This window comes from Winogradskyella sp. 266wxhm (genome assembly GCF_058964685.1).
Genome location: NZ_CM179559.1, coordinates 2,126,829 through 2,150,877 on the forward strand (window position 1 = coordinate 2,126,829; position 24,049 = coordinate 2,150,877).

Annotated in this window: 17 protein-coding genes and 1 pseudogene; 8 read left to right on the forward strand and 10 right to left on the reverse strand. The window is 33.1% G+C overall.

The window, feature by feature from the left end; translation table 11 throughout:
* Nucleotides 1-53 precede the first annotated feature (53 nt).
* Together AC2H4K_RS09365 and AC2H4K_RS09370 are read left to right on the forward strand one after the other, a co-directional pair.
* On the forward strand, nt 54-938 hold the full coding sequence (locus AC2H4K_RS09365; protein WP_493742351.1) for a DUF8428 domain-containing protein: 885 nt from the start codon (nt 54-56) through the stop codon (nt 936-938).
* A gap of 64 nt (nt 939-1,002) precedes the next feature.
* Entirely contained in the window at nt 1,003-2,547 is a 1,545-nt protein-coding gene (locus AC2H4K_RS09370) for a glycine--tRNA ligase (protein WP_493742352.1), read from the forward strand.
* A gap of 85 nt (nt 2,548-2,632) precedes the next feature.
* Here the strand turns inward: AC2H4K_RS09370 and AC2H4K_RS09375 are convergent, their stop codons facing one another.
* The 8 genes and pseudogenes from AC2H4K_RS09375 to AC2H4K_RS09410 form a co-directional block, all read right to left on the reverse strand.
* Nucleotides 2,633-3,769, reverse strand: coding sequence for an efflux RND transporter periplasmic adaptor subunit (locus AC2H4K_RS09375; RefSeq protein ID WP_281139158.1), 1,137 nt, complete (start codon nt 3,767-3,769; stop codon nt 2,633-2,635).
* Nucleotide 3,770: 1 nt separating this feature from the next.
* On the reverse strand, nt 3,771-8,090 hold the full coding sequence (locus tag AC2H4K_RS09380; protein ID WP_493742353.1) for a CusA/CzcA family heavy metal efflux RND transporter: 4,320 nt from the start codon (nt 8,088-8,090) through the stop codon (nt 3,771-3,773).
* Between the two features lie 66 nt (nt 8,091-8,156).
* Nucleotides 8,157-8,546 (reverse strand): hypothetical protein, encoded by a 390-nt coding sequence (locus AC2H4K_RS09385; protein WP_493742354.1) that lies wholly within the window; start codon nt 8,544-8,546, stop codon nt 8,157-8,159.
* A gap of 87 nt (nt 8,547-8,633) precedes the next feature.
* Nucleotides 8,634-9,674: a flavin-containing monooxygenase gene (locus tag AC2H4K_RS09390; protein WP_493742355.1), complete on the reverse strand. Its 1,041-nt coding sequence runs from the start codon at nt 9,672-9,674 to the stop codon at nt 8,634-8,636.
* Nucleotides 9,675-9,734: 60 nt separating this feature from the next.
* A pseudogene (locus tag AC2H4K_RS09395) lies at nt 9,735-9,917 on the reverse strand (hypothetical protein); the annotation flags it as partial.
* 524 nt (nt 9,918-10,441) lie between these two features.
* The gene (locus AC2H4K_RS09400) at nt 10,442-10,936 is read right to left on the reverse strand and encodes a hypothetical protein (protein WP_493742356.1); all 495 of its coding nucleotides are present in this window, start codon (nt 10,934-10,936) and stop codon (nt 10,442-10,444) included.
* Nucleotides 10,937-10,947: 11 nt separating this feature from the next.
* The gene (locus tag AC2H4K_RS09405) at nt 10,948-12,612 is read right to left on the reverse strand and encodes a hypothetical protein (RefSeq protein WP_493742357.1); all 1,665 of its coding nucleotides are present in this window, start codon (nt 12,610-12,612) and stop codon (nt 10,948-10,950) included.
* A gap of 137 nt (nt 12,613-12,749) precedes the next feature.
* A complete protein-coding gene (locus tag AC2H4K_RS09410; protein ID WP_493742358.1) occupies nt 12,750-16,178 on the reverse strand; it encodes a DUF8818 domain-containing protein in 3,429 nt (1,142 codons plus the stop codon).
* A 135-nt stretch (nt 16,179-16,313) separates the two neighbouring features.
* On the opposite strand from AC2H4K_RS09410, the gene AC2H4K_RS09415 reads away from it, so the two are divergent.
* From AC2H4K_RS09415 to AC2H4K_RS09430, 4 genes are all read left to right on the forward strand, one after another.
* Nucleotides 16,314-17,075, forward strand: a complete 762-nt coding sequence (locus AC2H4K_RS09415; protein ID WP_493742359.1) for an exodeoxyribonuclease III — start codon at nt 16,314-16,316, stop codon at nt 17,073-17,075.
* 22 nt (nt 17,076-17,097) lie between these two features.
* Nucleotides 17,098-18,057, forward strand: a complete 960-nt coding sequence (locus AC2H4K_RS09420) for an OmpA family protein (protein ID WP_281139150.1) — start codon at nt 17,098-17,100, stop codon at nt 18,055-18,057.
* Between the two features lie 11 nt (nt 18,058-18,068).
* A complete protein-coding gene (locus AC2H4K_RS09425; protein WP_281139149.1) occupies nt 18,069-18,632 on the forward strand; it encodes a hypothetical protein in 564 nt (187 codons plus the stop codon).
* 228 nt (nt 18,633-18,860) lie between these two features.
* Nucleotides 18,861-19,898, forward strand: a complete 1,038-nt coding sequence (locus AC2H4K_RS09430) for an aldo/keto reductase (protein WP_281139148.1) — start codon at nt 18,861-18,863, stop codon at nt 19,896-19,898.
* A gap of 51 nt (nt 19,899-19,949) precedes the next feature.
* Here AC2H4K_RS09430 and AC2H4K_RS09435 read toward each other — a convergent pair whose 3' ends face one another.
* Nucleotides 19,950-20,420 carry an Lrp/AsnC ligand binding domain-containing protein gene (locus AC2H4K_RS09435; protein WP_281139147.1) on the reverse strand — a complete coding sequence of 157 codons (471 nt, stop codon included), beginning with the start codon at nt 20,418-20,420 and terminating at the stop codon, nt 19,950-19,952.
* A gap of 84 nt (nt 20,421-20,504) precedes the next feature.
* Nucleotides 20,505-21,869 carry a saccharopine dehydrogenase family protein gene (locus AC2H4K_RS09440; protein WP_281139146.1) on the reverse strand — a complete coding sequence of 455 codons (1,365 nt, stop codon included), beginning with the start codon at nt 21,867-21,869 and terminating at the stop codon, nt 20,505-20,507.
* A 72-nt stretch (nt 21,870-21,941) separates the two neighbouring features.
* On the opposite strand from AC2H4K_RS09440, the gene AC2H4K_RS09445 reads away from it, so the two are divergent.
* Both AC2H4K_RS09445 and pckA read left to right on the forward strand, forming a co-directional pair.
* Entirely contained in the window at nt 21,942-22,331 is a 390-nt protein-coding gene (locus tag AC2H4K_RS09445) for a DUF423 domain-containing protein (RefSeq protein WP_281139145.1), read from the forward strand.
* Between the two features lie 66 nt (nt 22,332-22,397).
* A complete protein-coding gene (gene pckA, locus AC2H4K_RS09450; protein ID WP_281139144.1) occupies nt 22,398-24,014 on the forward strand; it encodes a phosphoenolpyruvate carboxykinase (ATP) in 1,617 nt (538 codons plus the stop codon).
* Nucleotides 24,015-24,049 lie beyond the last annotated feature (35 nt).

Genomic DNA, 24,049 nt, shown 5'->3' on the forward strand with positions numbered 1-24,049 from the left:
ATTAAGGAATACTGTCAATACATCTAATTTCGCATCAAATTAAGAAATTAATTATGATAGTTAGTCCCCACATATTTAACTATAGGATAATTATCGGTTCCTTATTAGTCGTCTTAACAGGTCTTGGGCTTTATAGTTTTTCGAATTATAAATCTATAAAATCTTATGAGGATTTTTTAAAGCAAGAAAAAGTTCTGATAGAAACAGAATTATCAGAAATGCTAGAAAGTTATGATGAATTAAGTGAGGATCACGGATTAATGACTGCGCAATTAAATGATGCCAGATTAGAGGCTAAAAATGCACTTGATTCACTTAAACTTCTAAAAAGTGATTTATCAATAATTTCAAAATTCAAAGATCATTTCTTGGTGCTAAAAGATAAAAGTAAAGTTCTTTTAGGTACCATAGATTCTTTAAATACAGCAAATCTTAAGCTAGAGCAAGAAAAGTCATTAGCGCTAAGTACCATTAAGAAAAACTCTAAAACTATTAGTAAACTCGAAGAGACCAATGCATCGTTAAACAAAACCATTGATGCTGCTTCTATTTTAAAAGCTAATAGTGTTGCTGTTAAGGCATACAGACTCAAGTCGGGCAAAAAAAGAACCACTGAAAAAGCACGTCGTACTAATGCAATGAATGTGTGTATAAATTTATCGGAAAACCCATTGACTCCAAAAGGTAAGAAAGATTTATACGTTCAAATTGTAGGTCCTGAAGGAAATGTAGTGTCAGATCAAGGTGAGATGTTTTTTGGGGATTATTCTTTGTTGTACAGCAAAAAAGAAATTGTGAATTACGAAAATAAAGATTTACAGGTTTGTACTGATGTAGTTGCAGATGACGATGATGAACCGTTCAAAAAAGGACACTATTTTATAAGTATCTTTCACGATGATTTAAGATTAGGAGCTACCAGTATAGAATTAAAATAAAACAAAGCATATTTTTTTAAATAAAACCGCTCTATTAATTTGAGCGGTTTTTTATTTTTGTGGCATGGCAAACAACGACGATCAATTTAAAAAAGTAATCTCTCACGCAAAAGAGTATGGTTACGTGTTCCAAAGTAGCGAAATTTACGATGGACTAAGCGCAGTTTACGACTACGCACAAAACGGTGTAGAATTAAAGAAAAACATACGCGACTATTGGTGGCGCGCAATGGTGCAAATGCACGATAATATTGTAGGATTAGATGCTGCAATTTTTATGCATCCAACCACTTGGAAAGCGTCTGGACACGTAGATGCCTTTAATGATCCGTTAATTGATAACAAAGACTCAAAAAAGCGCTATCGTGCAGATGTTTTAGTTGAAGATTATTGCGCAAAAATTGAAGCTAAAATTGATAAAGAAGTTAAAAAAGCCGAAAAACGTTTTGGTGAAGCTTTTAATAAAGAAGAGTTTTTAAGCACAAACGGTCGTGTTTTAGGCTATCAAGAAAAAATTGATACCATCCTAAAACGTCTTGGTAAATCTTTAGAAAATGAAGATTTAGCAGATGTAAAAGCCTTAATTGAAGAATTAGAAATTGCAGACCCTTTAACAGGAAGTAAAAACTGGACAGACGTTAAGCAGTTCAACTTAATGTTTGGCACCAAATTAGGGGCAAGTGCTGAAAGCGCAATGGATTTATACTTACGTCCAGAAACAGCACAAGGTATTTTTGTAAACTTCCTTAATGTGCAAAAAACAGGACGTATGAAAATACCTTTTGGTATTGCACAAACAGGAAAAGCCTTTAGAAACGAAATTGTTGCAAGACAATTTATCTTTAGAATGCGCGAGTTTGAACAAATGGAAATGCAATACTTTATCAAACCAGGTACACAAAAAGAATGGTTTGATTACTGGAAAGAAACACGTCTTAAATGGCATAAATCGCTAGGTTTAGGCGAAGATAACTACCGTTTCCATGATCACGAAAAATTAGCACATTACGCAGATGCAGCTACAGATATCGAGTTTAAATTCCCATTCGGATTTAAAGAATTAGAAGGAATTCACTCACGTACAGATTTCGATTTAAAACAACACGAAGAGTATTCTGGAAAAAAACTTCAGTATTTCGATCACGAAGAAAATACGAGCTATACACCTTATGTTTTAGAAACCTCAATTGGTTTAGATCGTATGTTTTTAGCAGTATTCTCTAATAGTTTACAAGATGAAACTTTAGAAGACGGAAGCGAAAGAACTGTTTTAAAATTACCAGCAGTTTTAGCACCAACAAAAGCAGCTATTTTACCATTAGTTAGAAAAGATGAAGGTCTAACTAAAATGGCAAAAGATATTGTAGATGATTTAAAATGGGATTTTAACGTTACTTATGATGAAAAAGATGCAGTTGGTAGACGTTACCGTCGTCAAGATGCAGCTGGTACACCATTTTGTATCACAGTAGATGGCGAAAGTCTAGAAGATAACACCGTAACGATACGTCATAGAGATACTATGGAACAAAAGCGTGTTAAAATTGAAGAATTACGTGACATCATTAAAAAAGAAGTTGATGTAAAAGAATGGTTAATGAAGATGTAAAATTCCTGTAAAAGCAGCAATTTATAAATAAAAAAACGCCCAAAACGAATAGTTTTGGGCGTTTTATGTTTAATCATCTTATCTATTAGTTTTCGCCACCTTCTTCCAGTAGCATTCCGATACCTTTAACTAATATTTGTTTGTTTTGTAAAACTTCAGGATTTAAAATTTCTGTAGCATTTTCGTCTTGTTGTCCTGTATTAACTTTTAGCTTTTTAAATTGATAGCCATCAGTAGTTGTTTCATCTAAAACAAGCACATAATTATTTTTGTCTTCACTTACAATAGCTTCGTTTGGCAAGCCAACACCTTTTTTACTGTCTGTAATAATGTTAGCTTCTACAAACATACCAACAATAAAATTAGCTAAGTCTTTATCTACATGTCCGTGAACTTTAACACGTCTTGTAGTTTCATCGATGGTAGTACCTACTAAATGTACGTCTGCTTCAAAAGTTTTTTCTGAAGCTTCAGGAATTTTAAACTGTATTTTTTGACCTTTTTTGATGTGCATGATGTCTTTTTCAAATACAGATAATTCCAAATGAATATGATCAATATCTACAATTTCTAATATCACATCGTTTGGCGCAACATAAGCACCATTACTTATATTTACTTTAGTGACGTTTCCGTTAATTGGTGCGTAAAGACTAATGGTTGAGGTGATATTTCCTTGTTCTACAGCAGCTGGACTAATATTCATCATTTGTAGTTTTTTCTTTAGTCCGTTGTAAGTAGCTAAACTACTTTTGTAAGTACTTTGCGCTTTTAGGAAGTTTTTTTCTGAAGTTATTTCTTCATCAAACAACGTTTTTTGTCTGTTAAATTCAGCTTTTAAGTAATTAAGTTGCTCTGCGATTTCTAGATAGTTTTGCTGAATTTCAACATACTCAGGATTTTTTAAGCTTACTAAAAGTTGTCCTTTTTTAACTTCATCACCAACTAAAAGCGGTGTGTTTGTAATATATCCACCAATAAATGTCGTGATACTCGATTTGTTTTTTGGTGGTACGTCTATCATTCCGGTAACGGCAATTCCTGTTGAAAAATCAAGTGTTTTCAAAGTATCTAAAACCATTTGCTCACTTTCAAATTGAGCTTTAGTTACTGTTATTACATTGCTTTTGGTTGGTGTGTTTTCAACCATTTCTGTGTTGTTTTCTTTGTTTCCGCAGGCTAAAAATAAAAGCGAAAAAAGAAGTATATATATGTTTTTCATTTTAATTGATATTTAGAGTAAGGTGGTTAATTTGTATTACGGTTTGATTGTAAGCGTTTAAATTTTCTAGGTACGATAATTCAATTTCGCTAGCGGTTTCAAGGCTTTGTATGTATTGAAAAAAGTCAATTTCACCTTCTTTAAACGTACGAGTTGCTGTTTTTATAATTTGATTTTTAAGGTCTTCACCTTCATTATTATAGTAATTTACAGCTTCTTCGTATTGCGCTAAAGTCGCAAAAAGTGCATTGTACTTAGTGTTTAACTTGGTTTTGTAATCTTGTTGTTGCTCTGTAATAATGTCTTTAGCAATTTTTGAAGCTTTTATTTTTGAAGCATTGCCAGAAAACAACAACGGAATTTTCAACCCTAATTGATACCCTTTTATATTGGTGTTTAATTGGTCGTTTGTACCTTGAAAATACTCTACACTAATATCTGGTAACAAGTTTTGTTTTTCTTGTTGATAGATGGCGTTTTGATAGTTTTTAGCTTGTTCAAAGTATTGAAAACCAACATTATTTTGTGTTGAAATCGTTTCAATTTGTAATTGTTCAAGCGGTTGGTCAACAATCTCTAAACTATCAACTTGTACAACACTTTTGAGTTGTTCTTTAGAAAACGCAACTTCTTTAAGTGCCTGTTTGTACAAGGTTTCTAACTGTTTTTGTTTGGATTTGGCGGTAATCATTTCTAAATAATTGGTTTCGCCAACTTCAAAACGACGTTCAGATTTATTTGCAAAATCTTGATACAGACTATCTAAATATTTATAGGTTTTCGCCTTGTTTTTAGCATAACTCAATTGATAATAGTTGGCGTAAACCGCTTGCTGTAATTGCTCAAACTTGAGATTGTAATGTGTTTCTTCTAGACTAGCTTTCGCTTTATTGGTTTTCTTTTCCGCAAAATATACCGTCGGAAACTTAAAATCTTGAGCAATACCAAACACTTTTAGCGGTTGATTGTTTATAGCTAAATTATTTTCATCATAACTGTAATAAATTGACGTTTTATCAAAACTAAAAGCGCTTCCTATTAAAGCATTGCTTTCGTCTACCTTAAGATTTGAAGCTTTTAAACTAGCGTTATTTTCTATAGCTAACGCTAAGGTTTCTTCAATGGTTAATGGATTTTGAGCGTTAGCATTCATCATAAAAAAGAAACCGAGAATGGTAACGATTGCAGTTTTATTCATTTTAATTTCTTTTTTAGTTTCAAACCACGCGTATAAAACAGGTAACACAATTAGGGTTAATACGGTTGCAGTGACTAAACCGCCAACGACTACGGTTGCTAAAGGACGCTGAACTTCGGCACCAGCATTGGTGGAAACCGCCATAGGTAAAAATCCTAAAGCTGCTGCTGCTGCGGTTAGTAAAACAGGTCGCAAACGCTCTGAGGTACCACGTTTTATGCGTTCTTCTATATCATCCATACCGTGTTCTTTTAGTTCTTTAAAATGTTCTATAAGTACGATACCATTAAGTACGGCAATTCCAAAAAGCGCAATAAAACCAACACCTGCAGAGATGCTAAACGGTAAATCGCGTAACCATAAAAGCAATACGCCACCAACAGCAGATAATGGAATAGCAGAGTATACTAATAAGGCTTCTTTTGCTGAGCCAAATGCAAAATACAGCAGTAAGAAAATTAAGGCTAAAGCAATTGGAACCGCAATCATTAAACGTGCTTTGGCACTTTGTAAGTTTTCAAATTGTCCACCATAAGTTACGTTGTAGCCAACAGGTAATTTTAGTTGTTGGTCTAGAATAGCTCTTACGTCATCTACTACCGATTGTAAATCGCGGTTACGCACGTTAATACCAACAACAATACGACGCTTGGTGTCGTCTCTTGAAATTTTTGCAGGTCCAGTGGTGTATGTGATTTCTGCTAATTCGCTAAGCGGAATTTTTGTACCACTTGGTGTATCGACATATAAATTTTGAAGACTGGCTAGGTTTTTTCTGTTGTTTTGGTCTAAACGCATCACTAAATCAAAGCGCTTTTCGCCTTCAAACACTTGCCCAACAGTTCCGCCAGCAAATCCCATTGAAATCACTTGATTAACATCAGAAATATTCAATCCGTAACGCGCAATTTTACTTCGGTTAAAAGACACGCTCATTTGAGGTAAGCCTTCTACTTTTTCAATAATAATATCTGAAGCGCCTTCAACATTTTTAATTAATTCTTTCACTTCGTCTGCTTTATTGGCTAAAATGGATAAGTCTTCACCAAAAATTTTAATAGCAACATCGGCTCTAACACCAGTAATTAGCTCGTTAAAACGCATTTCGATAGGTTGTGTAAATTCCACTTCCATACCAGGAATGATACTTAATGCGTCTTTAAATTTATCGGCTAATTCGTCTTTACTTTCTGCGCTTACCCATTCGTCTTTTGGTTTTAGTTTTATGATGACATCACTTTCTTCCATAGACATTGGATCTGTTGGGACTTCGGCAGCACCAATACGACTTACTACTTGATCAACTTCTGGAAAATTTTCTAAAAGAATGTTTTCGATTTTGGTTGTGATTTCAATGGTTTTTCCAAGTGATGTTCCTGTTTTTAAAACAGGTTGAATTACGAAGTCGCCTTCATCTAAAGTTGGTACAAATTCACCACCCATTTTACTAAATAAAAAGATGCTGATAGCTAGTAAAATTCCGGCTAAACTCACCACAATTTTTTTGTGTTGTAAGGCCCAATGTATTGATGGTTTGTACCAAGAGTTAAGCGCTTTCATTAACCTAACGGAAATATTTCTTTCGCTTGGCTTTTTCGGTTTCAAAAATAAAGATGATACTACAGGAACGTAAGTCAAACACAGTAACATAGCACCAATTAATGCAAAACTAAACGTCAATGCCATAGGCTTAAACATTTTGCCTTCTACACCGCTTAATGATAAAATTGGAATGAATACAATTAAGATGATTAATTGGCCAAAAATGGCAGAATTCATCATTTTTGATGCGCTTTTTAACGTAATTTGATCAATTTCTGACTGTTTTGCTTCTTTTGTGAGTAATTTTAGTTTTTCACTTTCGGTAATAATTCTAAAAGCAATAAACTCGACAATAATTACAGCACCATCAATAATAATCCCAAAATCTATTGCACCAAGACTCATTAAATTGGCATCTACACCAAAAATGTTCATTAGTGAAATGGCGAATAACAGACTCAACGGAATAACAGACGCAACGACCAAACCTGAGCGTAAATTACCAAGTAATAAAACCACAACAAAAATGACGATTAAAGATCCTAAAATTAGGTTTTCAGACACGGTAAAGGTCGTTTTGCCAATCAGTTCGCTACGTTCTAAAAATCCGTTGATGTAAACACCTTCTGGTAGGCTTTTTTGTATGTCTTTTACGCGTTCTTTTACGGCGTCGATAATGGCTTTAGAGTTACCATCTTTAAGCATCATAATTTGCCCAAGTACTTTTTCGCCTTCACCGTTACCAGTAATGGCACCAAAACGTGTAGCGCTTCCAAAACCTACCTTAGCAACGTCTTTAATATAAATTGGCGCGCCTTCATTTTTCACTACGATTTGCTCTATATCTTCAAGGTTTTTAACCAAACCTTCACCACGAATAAAATAGGCTTCGTTGGTTTTTTCGATATATCCACCACCAGCAACACTATTGTTTTTTTCTAATGCGTCGTAAATTTCGGACACCGAAATATTCATAGCATTTAGCTTATTTGGGTTAATGGCAACTTCGTATTGCTTTAAATATCCGCCCCAAGTATTGACTTCAACAACACCAGGAATACCTGATAGTTGACGCCTTACTATCCAATCTTGAATGGTACGCAGTTCGGTTGTGGTGTATTGGTCTTCGTAACCAGGTTTAACATCAAGAATGTATTGGTAAATTTCACCCAAACCAGTGGTGATTGGTCCCATTTCTGGCGAGCCAAAACCATCTGGGATAACTTCTGAAGCTGACTTGATTTTTTCGGCAATTAATTGTCTTGGTAGGTATGTGCCCATTTTGTCTTCAAAAACAATCGTTACCACAGAAAGACCAAATTTTGAAACTGATCTTATCTCTTCTACGCCTGGTAAATTTGCCATTTCTAGCTCGACAGGATAGGTAATAAATTGCTCAACATCTTGGGTTGATAAGTTGCGTGATGTGGTAATCACTTGGACTTGATTATTGGTAATATCTGGTACAGCGCCAATAGGAATTTGGGTCAAAGAGAAAATTCCGAAACCAATAATAAATGCTGTAAAAAGGAAAATAATAAGCTTATTATTTAAGCTTGATTTTATGATTTTTTCTAACATAATTCATGATAATAAAATTGAAACTAGCCTGTTTATTACTTTAAACAGGTTGGATTTTAAAATGAATTATGCGTGTTTTGGTGGTTGAAAAATAGAAGGTTTTTCAAATGAAGTAAAAGATTCTTTGTAAACGAAATTGAAAGGAATTTCTATGAATTCTTCGTTACTTATTATGATAGAAATAGTTGGATTAATAAAAGATAAATTAATATGTGTACACATATGATGACCGTCTTTGAAAGGTAAATCCTCATGTTCTTTATGGTCGCTTTTATGGTCGTCTTTAGCATCTCCATAATGTTCAGCTATGAACTGAAAAAATGAATCACCATACATTTCTTTATGAAACTGAGCATGGTCAATTAAGGCATTAATCTTAGAAAAGTCTTCTAAGTTAATGTTGAAACTTTGAATAAGTATCAAAATCGAATATGTTAATGCCAAAATTTTACTCATACCAAAGCAAATTTACAAAACTTTGTGTATTCGTTGGTGACTTAAGTTACTTTGTGTAGCTAATATAGAACAGTTATAATTTAGGGTTTATTTTTTTAATATCTTGTTCGCTAAATATTTAGCGTCTTTTTTAATGCCTCCTAAAGTTGCAGAACCACGTGTATGTAACCATGGTAAACCTATAAAATAGAGTCCTTTTGTGCTGCTAATACCACGATGATGTTTAGGGTAGCCGTTTTGCGTTAATTCAATAGTTTCTATCCATTCAAAATTAGGTTTATAGCCTGTTGCCCAAACTATATTTTTTACATCTTCTAATTCTTTTATGGTTGTTTTTACTGTATTATTTTCGGCATTTATAGTGTATCCTACTGGGATAACATTATCACGTTTAATAATAGATTTTACATCTATACCTATAATGGGTTGTTTAGATTTGCTAATCTTTTTTCCAACCCAAGAGTCTTTACTAAAGCTTAAAAATCCTATTATGGTAAACCACCACCAAAGCGTTTTTCCTAATATTTCTTGAGGTAAAGTTTTGATGTCTGTATTTCCTGAGAAGTATGTTTTTCTATTAGTTTTTTCTGAAATTTCATCTAGAATTTGAAATCCGCTATCACCTCCACCAACAACCAAGGTTGCACCATCTTTTAGTTGCTTTGGATTTTTGTAATAGTTACTGTGTATTTGAAAAATATCTTCAGAAAGATTATTATGAAACTTTGGCGTGTAAGGAATATGAAACGGTCCCGTAGCTACAATAACTTCTTTACAGTTTAAATCGCCTTTATTAGTTTTTACAACAAAATGGTTGTCTTCTTTTTCAATGCGTTCTGCAAGCGTGTTTAATTGCACAGGAAAGTTAAATTTCTCTACATAAGCTTTAAAATAATTGGCGACTTCGTATTTATCTGGATAATGTCCTTTAGGTGCTGGAAAAGGCATGCCTTCAAGATGGTTAAATTCTGTTGGTGTAAAGAGTTTTAATGAATTCCATCGATTAAGCCAAGAGGCACCAATTTCATCCTCTTTATCAATTATTAAAAAATCTTTTTGATTTTTCTTTAAATGATAAGCCATAGATAACCCAGCTTGTGCAGCACCAATAATTATAAAATCTTTCATTAAAACGTATTGAGGTTTTGCTGGGAGTATACAGTTTTTAATGATTTTACACAAATAGAATTAGAAGTAAGCTTTCAATTGAATCGTCCCTGTGTGAATCGTTCTTGAAGTTTCTGTTTTTCTTCCGAAATAATTAAGGTTTAAATCTAGAAATTTGGTAAGCTTTTTTTGTGCCAATAAACTCCAAGTAAAGTTTTTTCCTTGTTGAAGACCTCCGAGTATTTGATAAGTTACATGTTTATTTTTCTTGGAGTAGATTCGTTTCATCAAAAAATACAAAAAACAATCTCTTATTTTTTTACTATTTCTGATTTTTTGTTGAATTAAATAAAAGAAATAAAACATATTACTAGTAAATAAAACATAGTTTTTTTAACTATATAAAAATGTTCAACTTCTTTGATTGTAATTTTATTACCATTAGTTTCATCTTTATCTATCAAAAAATATGTTTCGAATTTATAAGTAATTGAAAAACTCTATTAAAACCCTTAAGTCGCATGTTAGCATTTGTCTTTTTCAGGAACAGAAAATACGTATTCACCATATATATATATTCATTATCAGGTCTTGTTTTGTGTTTTTCAAACTTTTACTCTTCAAATACAATAAAGATTGTTTTTTTATGATTATGATCTTGAGAAATAATTTTAAGAGGTAATATTAAAACACATAATATTCTTAATAAATTGAATTTATTCATTACATTTTTTAAAAAATATTAATACAAACTTGAATTTGAAAAACCAATCTTAAATTTAACAATATTACTCTTCTCCAATTTCAAAAAGCCTCACTTCTTTAAGCCTTACTTTTTGTTTACCAATATTTTCTATAAGAATAATTTTTTTAGCCTTTTGTAGAATTGTTATGGTGTTATTTATTCCTATTTTATTATTTATCGCTTCCCTATTTAAGATTATTGACTTATTTTTTTTTAAAAAACTTTTATTGATAACTATATTGAGTACAGGTTTTTCTTTTTCCAATTCATCAAAATCATCAAATCTTGAGTAGACCAGTATAAATGATTTTTTTAATTTATTATGATCTAAATTGTTTTTGTTTTTTTTCAAAAAAGTGAATTTATACCAACAACTTTTCATTGTATTTTTATTATTACAGTTATATTTCTTTAGTAAAGGATCGGTCTCATCAAAAAATACAAAAACAACCTCTTGGTTCTTTATTAGTTCTATTTTTTGTGAGAATGAAACAAAAGAGGTAAGACATATTGCTACTAATAAAATATTCTTTTTCATTGTATTCTTTTTTAATTATTACATTCGTCAGAAAATTGCTCAATACCAGTATCAATATAACTTGAAAAATTTTCATAGTACGGACTGGTAGGGTTTTCTATATCACCATATGTTAATATAAAGGCAGAACTATTTTGCAAACCTGCTAAGCTTAGATACTTAAAGAAATCATCCCAATTCCATGGTGTATCAAGAACATATTCGCCGCTGGGATAGGTTGTTGGATTGTCTTCATTGATAAATAGCTGTGATTCAGCACCAGTTTGATGATTTTCAGGTATCAAATCATTCTTAATGTCTGCTAATATTTCACCCATAGTTGGTATCATAAAATTAAACATAAACTCATGCTGACCTTGAAGGGGAGCGCACTCAAGAAAGTACTCATTTAGTATTTCACCAAGGTCTGAATCATTCCATTCTTCAAAAGGTGTGCCTTGATTACATCCGTATTGTTTCACCATTAAATAAGCATGGATAGATTCATGAAGGATAGTTTTTGCAACTGCAATTGCTGAAGCATTTTCCATATAGCTTTTTTGTATAAGTATGTCAATATTGGCATTTGTAATCTGCCCATTCAGTGGATCATGTAGGATATTGGGTGAGCATAATCCATTTGAGGTAAGGGTGTCAGATATCTTAAAAGTTACATTTAATTGTTCATTTTCGCCAAAAGTATCTGTAAATAAATCTTTGAATTTAGGTGATAATGTTAATTTGGTATAGATGCATAAGAATTTTTGATTTTCAACAACTTGAGTTGTGTCAATTGATTCGCAGGGATTTACTTCACTTAAATCAACATTAAAGGGAGAAAGGAAACTATACTGTGAATTAAGACTATTTAAGGAAGCCTCACAATCATTATCTCTAGGCATAACTTCTATACAATTCCCTTCAGTATCTATAATACCTACATAGGTCTGTCCGTTTATAATTCTCTCGCAGGGCTCGTTTGGCTCAGGGTTAGTATTTACTGCTGAGTTACCACCACCTCCACCACCGCCAGATGGTCCTGGGTCTATGCTTGCATCTTCTTCTTCCGTACAAGTAGTGGTACAAGACTCATAAGTATATGCCCATTGGTCTATACTTATAGTTGAGTCACAAGCTTGACCTGGCGCATGATCGCCACTTGCAGAGCAATTAACTGATATAGTTTCACAAGTTCTTCTGCAACCGCTCTTAGATAAGATTGTAGATACGGTACCAGAGTCCAAATCCGTAATTATTGCCTTAGACTCTTCGCCCACATAAGAACCACTGTAAATATCCAAGAATTCCTGCTGGTTAATGTCGTATTGTACAAGATATTCATCATAGCTCTCTGTATCAACATTATAGTGCAAAACAATATTCTCTATATAATATTGTGGGTTTGTCCTTAAAAGTTTAAAGGTATAAGTATGTGTTTGCGCATAGGTCATGTATAGAATTTCATCAGTGCGTATGGTTACACTATCTATATCTAAACTTTTCTGAAGTACTTCACCTTTTGTATTAAGCTTAATCCTAAGCTTGTTTATTTTATCATCAACCTTTGTAAAATGAGGTATCACTTCAAACGGTAGTCTTCGACTAATAACATCTTGAATCTCTGTGGAAGATTCAGTACTTTCTGAGTTGTCTTCTTTTTGACAAGATTGATTGATGAAGAGTAATCCTATATACAAGAATCGCTAGAAGAAATCTGTTTTTCATTTCAGTATAACGTTTATGATTTAATTTTTCATTTTAACGTTATTAATTGTAAGGGCAAATAATAGGATGCTTAAAACTACAATTTATTTTTTAATATGAATGAATAATCTTAAAAATAAGCTTTCAATTGAATCGTTCCTGTGTGTATAGTTCTTGAAGTTTCGGTTTTTCTTCCGAAATAATTAAGGTTTAAATCTAGAAATTTGGTAAGCTTTTTTTGTGCCAATAAACTCCAAGTAAAGTTTTTTCCAGGTTGAAGACCCTCAAGCATTTGGTAAGCTACAGGCGTGTTAGAGTCACCATCAAATTCATTTTGAAAGAAATTGAATTCACCTGTCAAACCAATTTTTTGCGCATTATTGTAGGTAAATGACAGACCGTAATTATTTTGGCTAAGAGCTTCTGAGTTTCCGTTGGTGTTTTCTTTTGTAGTGTATTGATAAAACACATTGAATTGGGCATTTTCATTAAAAATATAAGATAGTTTAGGCTGAAATTGTGTTTCGTCAATTTTGTAATTTCTACTTGTATAATTTTCACTGATACTTTCATCCGTGCCTAAACTTCCAAGAAGATTTATAAGCCAACTTGTAGCAAATTTATGATTAAAATTTAGTTGGTGACTGTTCAGCTGATTTTCTTGAAACCCGATAGATAATAAGTTTCGGCTTGTGTTACTCAAAAAGGTATAAGAGGTTGTGTAATTTTGCTTTCCTCTATTGAAAAACAACACATTTCTAATACTATTGTTAAGTCCGAGTTGATTTTCTTCATCCTCTTTAAAAGGATTTAGGTTAAAATTATTGCCTTCTCTCCGTACTTTTCTATCGATTAAAAATGAGGTTTGATTGTAAAAATGAGAGAAAAATTTGTTCCACTTATTTTCAGAATTACTCAATTGTTGAAAATTGAGTGTTAGAGTTTGACTCAATCTGTTTTGATGTGTACGAATAAAAACTTGGTTAGGAAGCAACACACGAATATAATTGCCTTGGTCTTGAAATTGTGCGATTTCAAACTCGTCCAATTCTTGAATACCATTGTTGTTATAATCTATCCATGTGTAAGCTCCTTGTCCGGCTTCAACTTCAACATAAGTAAAATCTTGTTGTGGCAATGTACCCGAATTGGTTTCAAAATTGGTATTCCAAATAACGATATTTTTAAATAACTTTTGGTTGAAACTTAAACGGCTATTAAGACTCTGCTCACTTTCAATGGTTTCGTCCTCGGATTTTAAATCTCGGTAATTAACAAAAAGTTGAAGGTTGGTGCTTTTATTCTGAATCAATATAGACTTTAAATAATAGGTGTTAGAGCTGTTTACTCTAGTTATACTATTGTTTCTAAGACTATCATTAAAACGTTTAATATACCCAACTTCTGCATAAACTTTGGTGCTATCTCCAATACCAACAAAGGCTTCGTATGCTCTGAATTTTTGACTCAACGGTGTTAGGGAATCCGTAGCCATAACAACTTGTTCGTTGTCTTCAGTAGAAAATTTAGTGCCAACCCATTTATTTTTTTTGCCGTAAACTAATCTGTTATAGGATCTTAAAAATGTAGAACGGTTAATAGTGCTTTCATTATTTAAAAAACTAGAATTTGTGAAAAATCTAAAATTCCCTAAACGTAAATTCGCGTTGATATTATGGCGATTACCATTAAAATTATCAGCATAACTTAAATGCTCAAAATTGTATTGAGCGATTCCTTTTTTGGAATGTGATAACTGTAAACCTGAAGTAAATAATAATTGGTTACCATAATTTAAATAACTCGAATTATTTTCGGAATCATCTAAGTTCCAATCTCGGTTAAATTCTGGTCTGTACAAACGCTGAATTGTCCTGAAATTTTCCTGTATAAAATCTGTGTCTATGATGGCATCTAAATTCCATAGACTGTCAGTTTTTATAAGATTTTGTTTCAATTTGAATTTTCCAGCAAAACCATCATTGTCATCATCATCTAAACTTGAAAATAAGTTTAAATCATTTTTACTTCCTGCCAATTCAAAAAAGACATCAGTTCGTTCTGAAGGTTTGTAATTACCATTTAAAACAGCAATCTGTAAACGCTCAGGAGCGATAAGTCTAGAAATAGGTTCGTAATTCCCTTGAGGTACTCCACCAATCGGAGCTATATATTCATAAATATTGCTTACTGCATTATCGTTGCTAAGAATGTAGTTGCCTTGATTAGCGCCAACCAAAGTAAACCTTACACTGTATAATTCGTCTTCAGGATTATTGGAAAACACAAAGATTTCCTCACCGCCAACAAGCTCTTTTCGGTATAAGATTCTATTTTCAGAATAGCTTTCAAGCGAAGCGGAAGGAGCAACCATTAAATCTGTATTGTCGCCAGCATCAGCTAAAATTTGAGTTTGCTCAGTAGATAAATTTTGTTGAAGCGGTTGATTTTTAGCATCACTTTCAGAATATACAGATACATTTAGGTTAAGCTTTTCGCTATTGTAACTTCCACCTCCAAAAACAGTAAATCTGGAATAATTACGTTCACTAAACTGATAATCTACGGTGATTCGCATTTCGGAAGTAATCGGAAATGTGGAGTTAAAAATAATTTCACCAGCATTATAATCAATAATGTAATCGTTATTTTCGCCGCGTTCTAGAGGCACTCCATTTACATAAACGGTTTCACTTCCTGAAACTACAAGTACATAGAGTTCGTTGTTTTCACCTCTAAGTTTGTATGGCCCTTGGTTACCTTCTTGAGCCGTAAATTGCGTAGTGGTGAATTGTCCTCTAACCAAGGCGCCAGAAGCAAAAACAGAAGTCTTATCGCTAATGTTGGCACTTACCAAAAGCCCTTGTACACGTTTAGAAAAGTTAGCAAAATAGCTGTTGGTGTTTACTAAATCAATATCACCAGCTCTAATATTCCAATCATCACTAAAAAGTTCAATAAAAACTTGGTCAAACTCGTCTAAACGTTGCGAATAGCCACTTTCCTGCAACGGAATATTTGCATCTTGAATAGAAGCACGCAATGAGACTTTATCACTTAACTTCCCTGAAATCTGAAGATCTAATTCACTGTTTAAAACCGAATTTTGATTGTTACCAATAGTCACTCCTCGAGAGATACTTCCAGAAGTAGTAAGGCCATCAAAAGGCGTGAACAAATTCTGCTTGTTACTGTTTTCTAATCTGTATAGTTTTTTTAGGCTGTTTGAAGAGCGTTCTACTATAACATCATCATCCAATTGCTTGTATACTTTTGTTAAAAACTCGGGATAACGTAAGTATTCAACTTGTATAGTATCAAATTCTACAGGCTGCTTAAATTTTAAGATTGACTTTGCAAAGTCAATATTGTAAAGCGAGGTATCTATAATTTTATTCTGCTTTGTTTTCAGTGCAAATCGTGTGGGATTTATACTAACAGAATCAATAATTATGGAGTCTTTTACAGCGATGCGCTTTACCTTAAAATTAGGATCCTTCTTCTGAGCAAAAGCACCAAAAGAAATGATAAAAAATAATAAGGAAAAAGCGGTTTTCATCTAAAGATATAACTTCTTAAAACAGTAAATATTTTATCGTTAAAATAGACGTAAAATAATAGTGTAAAAGTACTCTATTATTTATTTTAGCAGAATACCGAAAAATTTTATAAAAATTAGCAATTAGAAAGCGATATGAAGATAGCATCTTACAACGTTAATGGGATAAGAGCGGCAATAAATAAAGGTTTTATAGATTGGATGAAAGCCACAAATGCAGATGTGGTTTGCCTTCAGGAAATTAAAGCTATGGAAGATCAACTCGATTTAGACTTGTTTACAGAGGCAGGTTACGAATATAATTATTGGTTTAGCGCGCAGAAAAAAGGTTACAGTGGAGTGGCCATTTTGTGTAAAAGTAAACCGAATCATGTAGAGTTTGGGACAGGTATAGAGTCTATGGATTTTGAAGGTAGAAATATCAGAGTAGACTTTGATGAGGTTTCGGTTATGAGTATGTATTTACCATCCGGAACTAATGATGCCAGGTTATCACATAAGTTTGAATATATGAATTTGATTCAGGAATACCTTAATGAACTTCAAAAAGAAAAGCACAACCTTGTGGTTTGTGGAGATTATAATATCTGTCATGAAGAAATTGATATCCACAATCCTAAAATGAAAGGAGTGTCAGGATTTTTACCAGAAGAAAGAGAGTGGCTCGGAGAATTTATAGACAGTGGATTTATAGATAGTTACCGATATCTTCATCCTGAAAAACAAGAATTTTCTTGGTGGAGTTACCGAGCCAATGCCAGAGCAAATAATAAAGGTTGGAGGTTAGATTATGCTATGGTGAGTGAACCTTTACAAGAAAAAATTAAACGTAGCGTTATACTAACAGAGGCGGTTCATAGTGATCATTGCCCTATTTTATTAGAATTAGACATTTAATATAACTTAACCTAAAAATAAAATGATTAAAAAACTTTCAGTCTTAGCAGTGTCCATGGCACTTTTTTCTTCATGTGTGTCCAAAAAAATATACACAGATCTCGAGGATAAATATGCTAATCTTAAAAAGGAAAACCGAAGCTTAACAGATGAAGTTGAAACATTATCTGCAGATAATACTAAGCTTAACAATGATTTGGATAAACTCCAAGCGGCTTATGATGAAGCTGTAGCTGAGCGCGATAGACTTCAGAGCGAATACACTGCGACAAAATCAAATTTAGATAATTTAAAAGCATCGTATGAAGCCTTAGAAAAAAACAGTTCAGCTGAAATCGCTAAAAACTCAAAGAAAAACAGAGAGCTTTTAGCGCAACTTGAAGCTAAAGAACAAGCCTTGGCGGCAGAAAACGAACGTTTAGAAAAGTTAAAGAAAGAATTAGAGAGTCGTTCGCAACGTGTTGCCGAATTAGAAAATGTTATCGCAGCCAAAGATGCTAATATGAGAGCACTTAAGGATGCTATCTCTAAAGCTTTAACCAATTTTGAAGGTAAAGGGCTTACGGTAGAACAGCGTAATGGAAAAGTTTATGTGTCTATGGAAAACAAATTGCTTTTTGAATCTGGTAGCTGGTATGTTGGTGCTCAAGGAAAACAAGCTGTAAAACAATTGGGAAGTGTGCTTGCTGAAAACCCAGATATTGCAATTTTAATAGAAGGACACACGGATAATGTGCCATATAAAGGAAATGCACAATTAAGTGGAAACTGGGATTTATCAACTAAGCGTGCAACGGCTATTGTGAACATTCTAAGAGAAAATAACTCTATTAATCCTGAGAACTTAACAGCAGCAGGTCGTGGTGAATACGCTCCGATTGCATCAAACGATACATCGGAAGGTAGAGCAAAAAACCGTAGAATAGAGGTGATACTAACACCAAAATTAGACGAGATTTCTAAGTTATTGAATGATATTTAATAAAAATAAATGTGGTTTTTAGAAGTCCGGAATTTATAATTAATGGAATTAAAGTTCCAGAATTTCAATTAGAAAAAGGTAGTTTAATTAGGATTTATGTTCCTAACTTTGATTATTTGGGAAAACCATTGGATTTCGATTTGACATTATATTTAATTGAAAGATTTCAGAAGCAAATAAAGGATTTGACTTGGGCTAAGAATTATCACCCAAACGAAATAATTGAATTTTTATCACCTTTAAGTGTTAAAGGATACTTAGTTGGAAAAAAGAAAATCAAATTAAAAGTAGCAAGACGTATTGCTGAAGAATTGATGATTAATTTAACAGATAAGTATAATCAATTAGACTTTGAGAAGAGAAAAGCTTTAATTATTAAAGCTGCATTTGAAAATAGTGATTTTATACTCTTGGATTATTATGCTTGTAGTGCTCTTGCAATAGATTATTTGGAAGGTGTTGTTAATTCAGAAATAGAAAAGAATAAGTCTGCTATTGCATTTGATGTACTTCAATATGCTCATGAAAAGGAGCCGTTTCGAAACATAAAGCCCATAAAATTAGTTTTCGATTAAATAATTAGGTTATAAAATAACATACGGTTGTCATTACGCCTCAGGCAGAAATCTAATTCTTTAAAAAAGCTTAACATAGATTTAGACCTTTGATTTTAAAATTAAATCAAAGGTCTTTTTACTTTTGCTTTTTGAAAGTGTTTTGTCTCACTGAGCGCAGTCGAAGTGTAGATACAAATACTTAATGAGATCCTGAAACGAGTTCAGGATGACAAAACTTGACTAGACATGAAATACACAACACTACCAAACACAGATATAAAAGTGAGTAAAATTTGCCTCGGTACAATGACTTGGGGCAATCAAAACACGCAAGAAGAGGGTTTTGCTCAAATGGATTTGGCTTTAGATAAAGGCATTAATTTTTTTGATACCGCTGAACTTTATCCTGTACCAGCAGAGGCGAGAACTTATGCAGAAACCGAAAGAATTATAGGAAATTGGTTTGCTAAAACAGGTAATAGAGACAAAGTTGTTTTGGCTTCCAAGATTACTGGCCCAGGTGATTATACAGCACATATTAGAACAACAGGTTTTAGTAAAGAAGCGCTCAATGAAGCGGTTGATAATAGTCTTAAGCGCTTACAGACGGATTATATTGACTTGTACCAATTACACTGGCCAGAACGCCCAACCAATACTTTTGGGATTAGAGATTACAAACATAATCCAAATGATGCATGGGAAGATAATTTTAATGAGGTCTTAAATACTTTAGATGACATCATTAAATCTGGAAAAGTAAAACACATAGGATTATCAAATGAAAAAGCTTGGGGAACCATGCGTTACCTTGAAGAATCTAAACATGGTGATTTACCGAAAATGATTACCATTCAAAATGCATACTCTTTATTGAATAGAACATTTGAAGGTGATTTAGCTGAAATTTCTCACAGAGAGAAGATAGGTCTTTTAGCCTATTCTCCAATGGCTTTTGGTGTGTTATCAGGAAAGTATGTTAAAGGTTTAGACGATGAAAACTCACGTTTAAATTTGTTTCCAAGATTTGCAAGATACAGCAGCGCACAATGTGCAGAAGCAACAAAGCGATATTTGCAAATAGCAGAAGACAATGGAATGACGCTAGCACAAATGTCTCTTGCTTTTGTAAATCAAAGACCATTTGTAACTAGTAATATTATTGGCGCCACTAATATTGCGCAACTTGAAGAGAATATAGATAGTATTAACGTTGAGTTGTCAGAAGATATTCTAAAAGCTATTGATGAAGTACATGCTGTAATTCCAAATCCAACAACATAGAAGTAGGAATTGAATCAAAATAAAGCCCTTCAAATTTCTGAAGGGCTTTATTTATATTTTAATTTGTCTATTGATTTGCTGTTGCAAAGAAATAAATGTTTCAGTTCTTGAAACACCCTTTATACTTTGAATTTCAGAATTTAAAACATGCATTAAATGTTCGTTGTCTTTTGAAAGAATTTTAATAAAAATACTCCAATGACCAGTGGTATAATGACATTCTATAACCTCAGGAATTTTCTGTAACTGTTTTACAGCTTCAGGATTGCTAACCGCTTTATCTAGATAGATACCAACAAAAGCCATTGTGGTGTAACCTAATACTTTTGGATTAATGATAAACTTAGAACCAGCAAGTAAACCAGATTTTTCAAGTTTCTTAAGCCTTTGATGTATGGCAGCACCAGAAATACCAACATTTCTTGCTATTTCAAGTACTGGAGTTCTGGCATCTTCCATCAATGCTCTAAGAATCTTTTTATCGATACCGTCTATGTAAATACCTTTATCATTAACTTTCATATGAAGCTTTGGTTTAAAAAATGAAAGTTAAAAATAGTAATTTACTTTAAAATTATAGGCTTAGAATATGTGTAATGTAAAAATCTATAGGTTCAATGGGTTATAGCCCAAATAAGGAACTTCAGTTTCTTTAAACATTACTCCGTGATTTTTCAATTCTTCCAAAATAGGTTCGTAAACCTCTTTTGAAATAGGTATTTGTACACCAGGAGTTTTTATAGTTCCGTTTAAAATGGCTAAGGTTGCTATCGCTACTGGTAAACCAACAGTTTTAGACATCGCTGTATAGGTTTGATCTTCACCAAGGGTAACCATGGTAGAATCGATTTGATATTTATTTCCGTCTAGTTCGTATCCAAACTTGTGATACATCACAATCATATCTTTATCCTCTTCACTAAGCGTCCAGCTATCCATTAATATTTTTTGAAGGATTTGAGCCGGAGTTGCCTTTTCTAATTCAACCATTTTTTTAGGATTAAAAAGGTCTAATTCTAAAAATTTATCCCAAACAATATCATCTTGGTCAATTTTTAAGGCATGTCTAAATTTAAGCTCAACAGAATCTGTTGGGCTGTATGGTAAAAAGGCATTAACAAAATCACGATAACTCATATTAGCGCTATCGTCTATTGTGTAACTATCGTCCGTCATCCCAAGTTGAACAAAAACATTCCAGGCTCTGCTAAACCCAACGCGTCTCATGGTACCTCTGTAAAGCGTTTTTACATGTTCTAAACCGTATACATCCTGATATTTTAATGAATCTCTATTGGCATAAGCTTCAAATCTCCCATAACCATCAACATCTAAGAATTCAGTTCGTCTAAATAATCTGTGATAAGGAATATATTTAAATTGATCTTCTTGAAGAAATTTGGCAGCGCCACCTTGTCCAGCAACCACTACATTTCTAGGATTCCATGTGAATTTATAATTCCAGAGGTTATTGTCACTTTCAGGTGCAACAAGTCCACCAGTAAATGATTCAAACAATATCATTTTTCCGCCTTCATCTCTTATGTTATCAATAACTTTCATGGCACTCATATGATCGATACCTGGATCTACTCCGATTTCATTCATAAATACCAAATTGTTCGCTTTAGCTTCAGTATCGAGTTCTTGCATTTCGTTACTCACGTAGGAAGCAGTAACCATATGCTTTTTGTATGTAATACAATCTTTTGCTGCCTCAATATGAAAACGAGCAGGAAGCATGGAAACTACAATATCAGCATTTTTTATGGCCTTAGATCTGCTTTCAGAATCGAAAACATCTAAGTGTATAACATCGGTTTTAGGGTGGTCGCCAATAAGTTTTTTAGCTTGTTCTACATTGAGATCTCCAATCGTAATATGAAGTTTTTCTGTATTCGATTTTTCTAATAGATATTTTATGAGGTATGATGTGGATTTTCCAGCACCAATGACTAAAATTTTTCGCATTATAATTATTTTTGCAATGCACGAATGTAATAAATACAAAAGGGAAATTAAACCCAAAAACTATTTTTACTTATGAACAAGAAGTTATTGATTACAGGGTCTATTTTTGGTATATTAGGCATTATTCTTGGAGCTTTTGCGGCTCATGGCTTACAGAAATTAGTAGATGCAGAGGCTATAAAAACTTTTGAAACAGGAGTACGCTACCAAATATATCATGCTTTTTTTCTTTTGATTTTGGGCGCTACTAACTTTCTTAATTCAAAATCTAAAAAGATAGTTTTTTGGCTTACAATTTTAGGTGTCATTTTCTTTTCTGGATCCATCTACGGACTGGCAACTAACGAACTCTCAAGTTTTGATTTTAAGACAATTGCTATGATTACTCCTATAGGAGGATTGCTTTTAATTTTAGCTTGGGTGGTGATGTTAATCGGGATTATGAGAAATAAGGTCGATTAATGTAGTACTTAACGTCGGTTTTAAAATAAAGTTTTACTTTTATAGTCTAAAAACAACACAAAAATTATGGTAAACCATACTCAATCAACGAAAACGATTTCGTTAAACCAATATGGCATCCAAAATGCCAAAGTCAATTATCAATTATCATCAGACCAATTACATGCCGAAACAATTTCTAAAGGATTAGGTAAAGAAGCCTCATCTGGAGCTTTAGCTGTTAATACAGGCGAGTTTACAGGTCGCTCTCCTATGGACAGGTTTATTGTAAAGGACGATATAACTAAAGATAAAGTTTGGTGGGGAAACATAAACATTCCTTTTGATAGTGATAAATTTCAAAAACTATATGATAAAGTTGTAGACTACCTTTCTGGAAAAGAAATATTTGTAAGAGATAGTTATGCTTGTGCTGATGAAAACTATAAATTGAATATTCGAGTTATAAACGAATATCCATGGAGCAACATGTTTGCCTATAATATGTTTTTACGTCCTACAGAAGAAGAATTAAAGGATTTTTCACCTGAATGGACAGTGGTAAATGCACCAGGTTTTATGGCAGATCCTGAGGTAGATGGTACACGTCAACACAATTTTGCCATTTTAGATTTTACACGTAAAATTGCTTTAATAGGCGGAACGGGTTATACAGGTGAGATAAAAAAGGGAATTTTCTCTGCACTTAACTTTATTTTACCAGTATTCAAAGAAACTTTACCAATGCACTGTAGTGCTAATGTGGGTAAAGATGGTGATACAGCTATTTTCTTTGGACTTTCAGGAACAGGAAAAACTACCTTATCAACTGATGCTAATAGAAGTTTAATAGGTGATGACGAGCATGGTTGGACTAAAGAAAACACCGTTTTTAACTTTGAAGGTGGTTGTTATGCTAAAGTCATAAATCTATCGGAAGAGCAAGAACCAGAAATTTTTGGTGCGATTAAAAAAGGGGCTATTCTCGAAAATGTAATAATGAATGATAAAGGCGAAGTTGATTTTGCTGATACTTCAATCACACAAAATACACGTGTGAGTTACCCAATTTATCATATTGAAAATATTAAACAACCGTCTATTGGTAAAAATCCAAAGAACATATTCTTCTTAACAGCAGATGCTTTTGGTGTTTTGCCTCCTATTTCTAAATTAACTCCTGCGCAAGCAGCATACCATTTTATTTCTGGTTATACAGCTAAGGTTGCCGGAACTGAGGCTGGTGTTGTAGAACCACAGCCGTCTTTCTCTGCGTGTTTTGGCGCACCATTTATGCCATTACATCCTACGGAATATGCAGAAATGCTAAGTAAAAAAATGTTAGAAGCAGGTGTAAATGTTTGGCTTGTTAACACAGGTTGGACAGGTGGTCCTTATGGAGTAGGAACACGTATGAAGTTAAAATACACACGTGCTATGATTAATGCAGCACTTAATGGTGATCTTGGCTTATACGATTACGATCATTACCATATTCATTCAGTATTTGGTGTAGCACAACCGAGAACATGTCCAGGTGTACCAACAGAAGTGTTGAGTCCTAGAACAACTTGGAATGATGATGAAGCTTACTATAAAATGGCATTTAAGCTGTCTAACGCATTTAGAGAAAACTTTAAAAAGTTTGAATCTTATGCTTCTGAAGAAGTAAGAAGAGGAGGGCCTCAGCGTTACAATTTTTAAGGTTTAATATAAATATATTAAAACAAAAAAGCGAG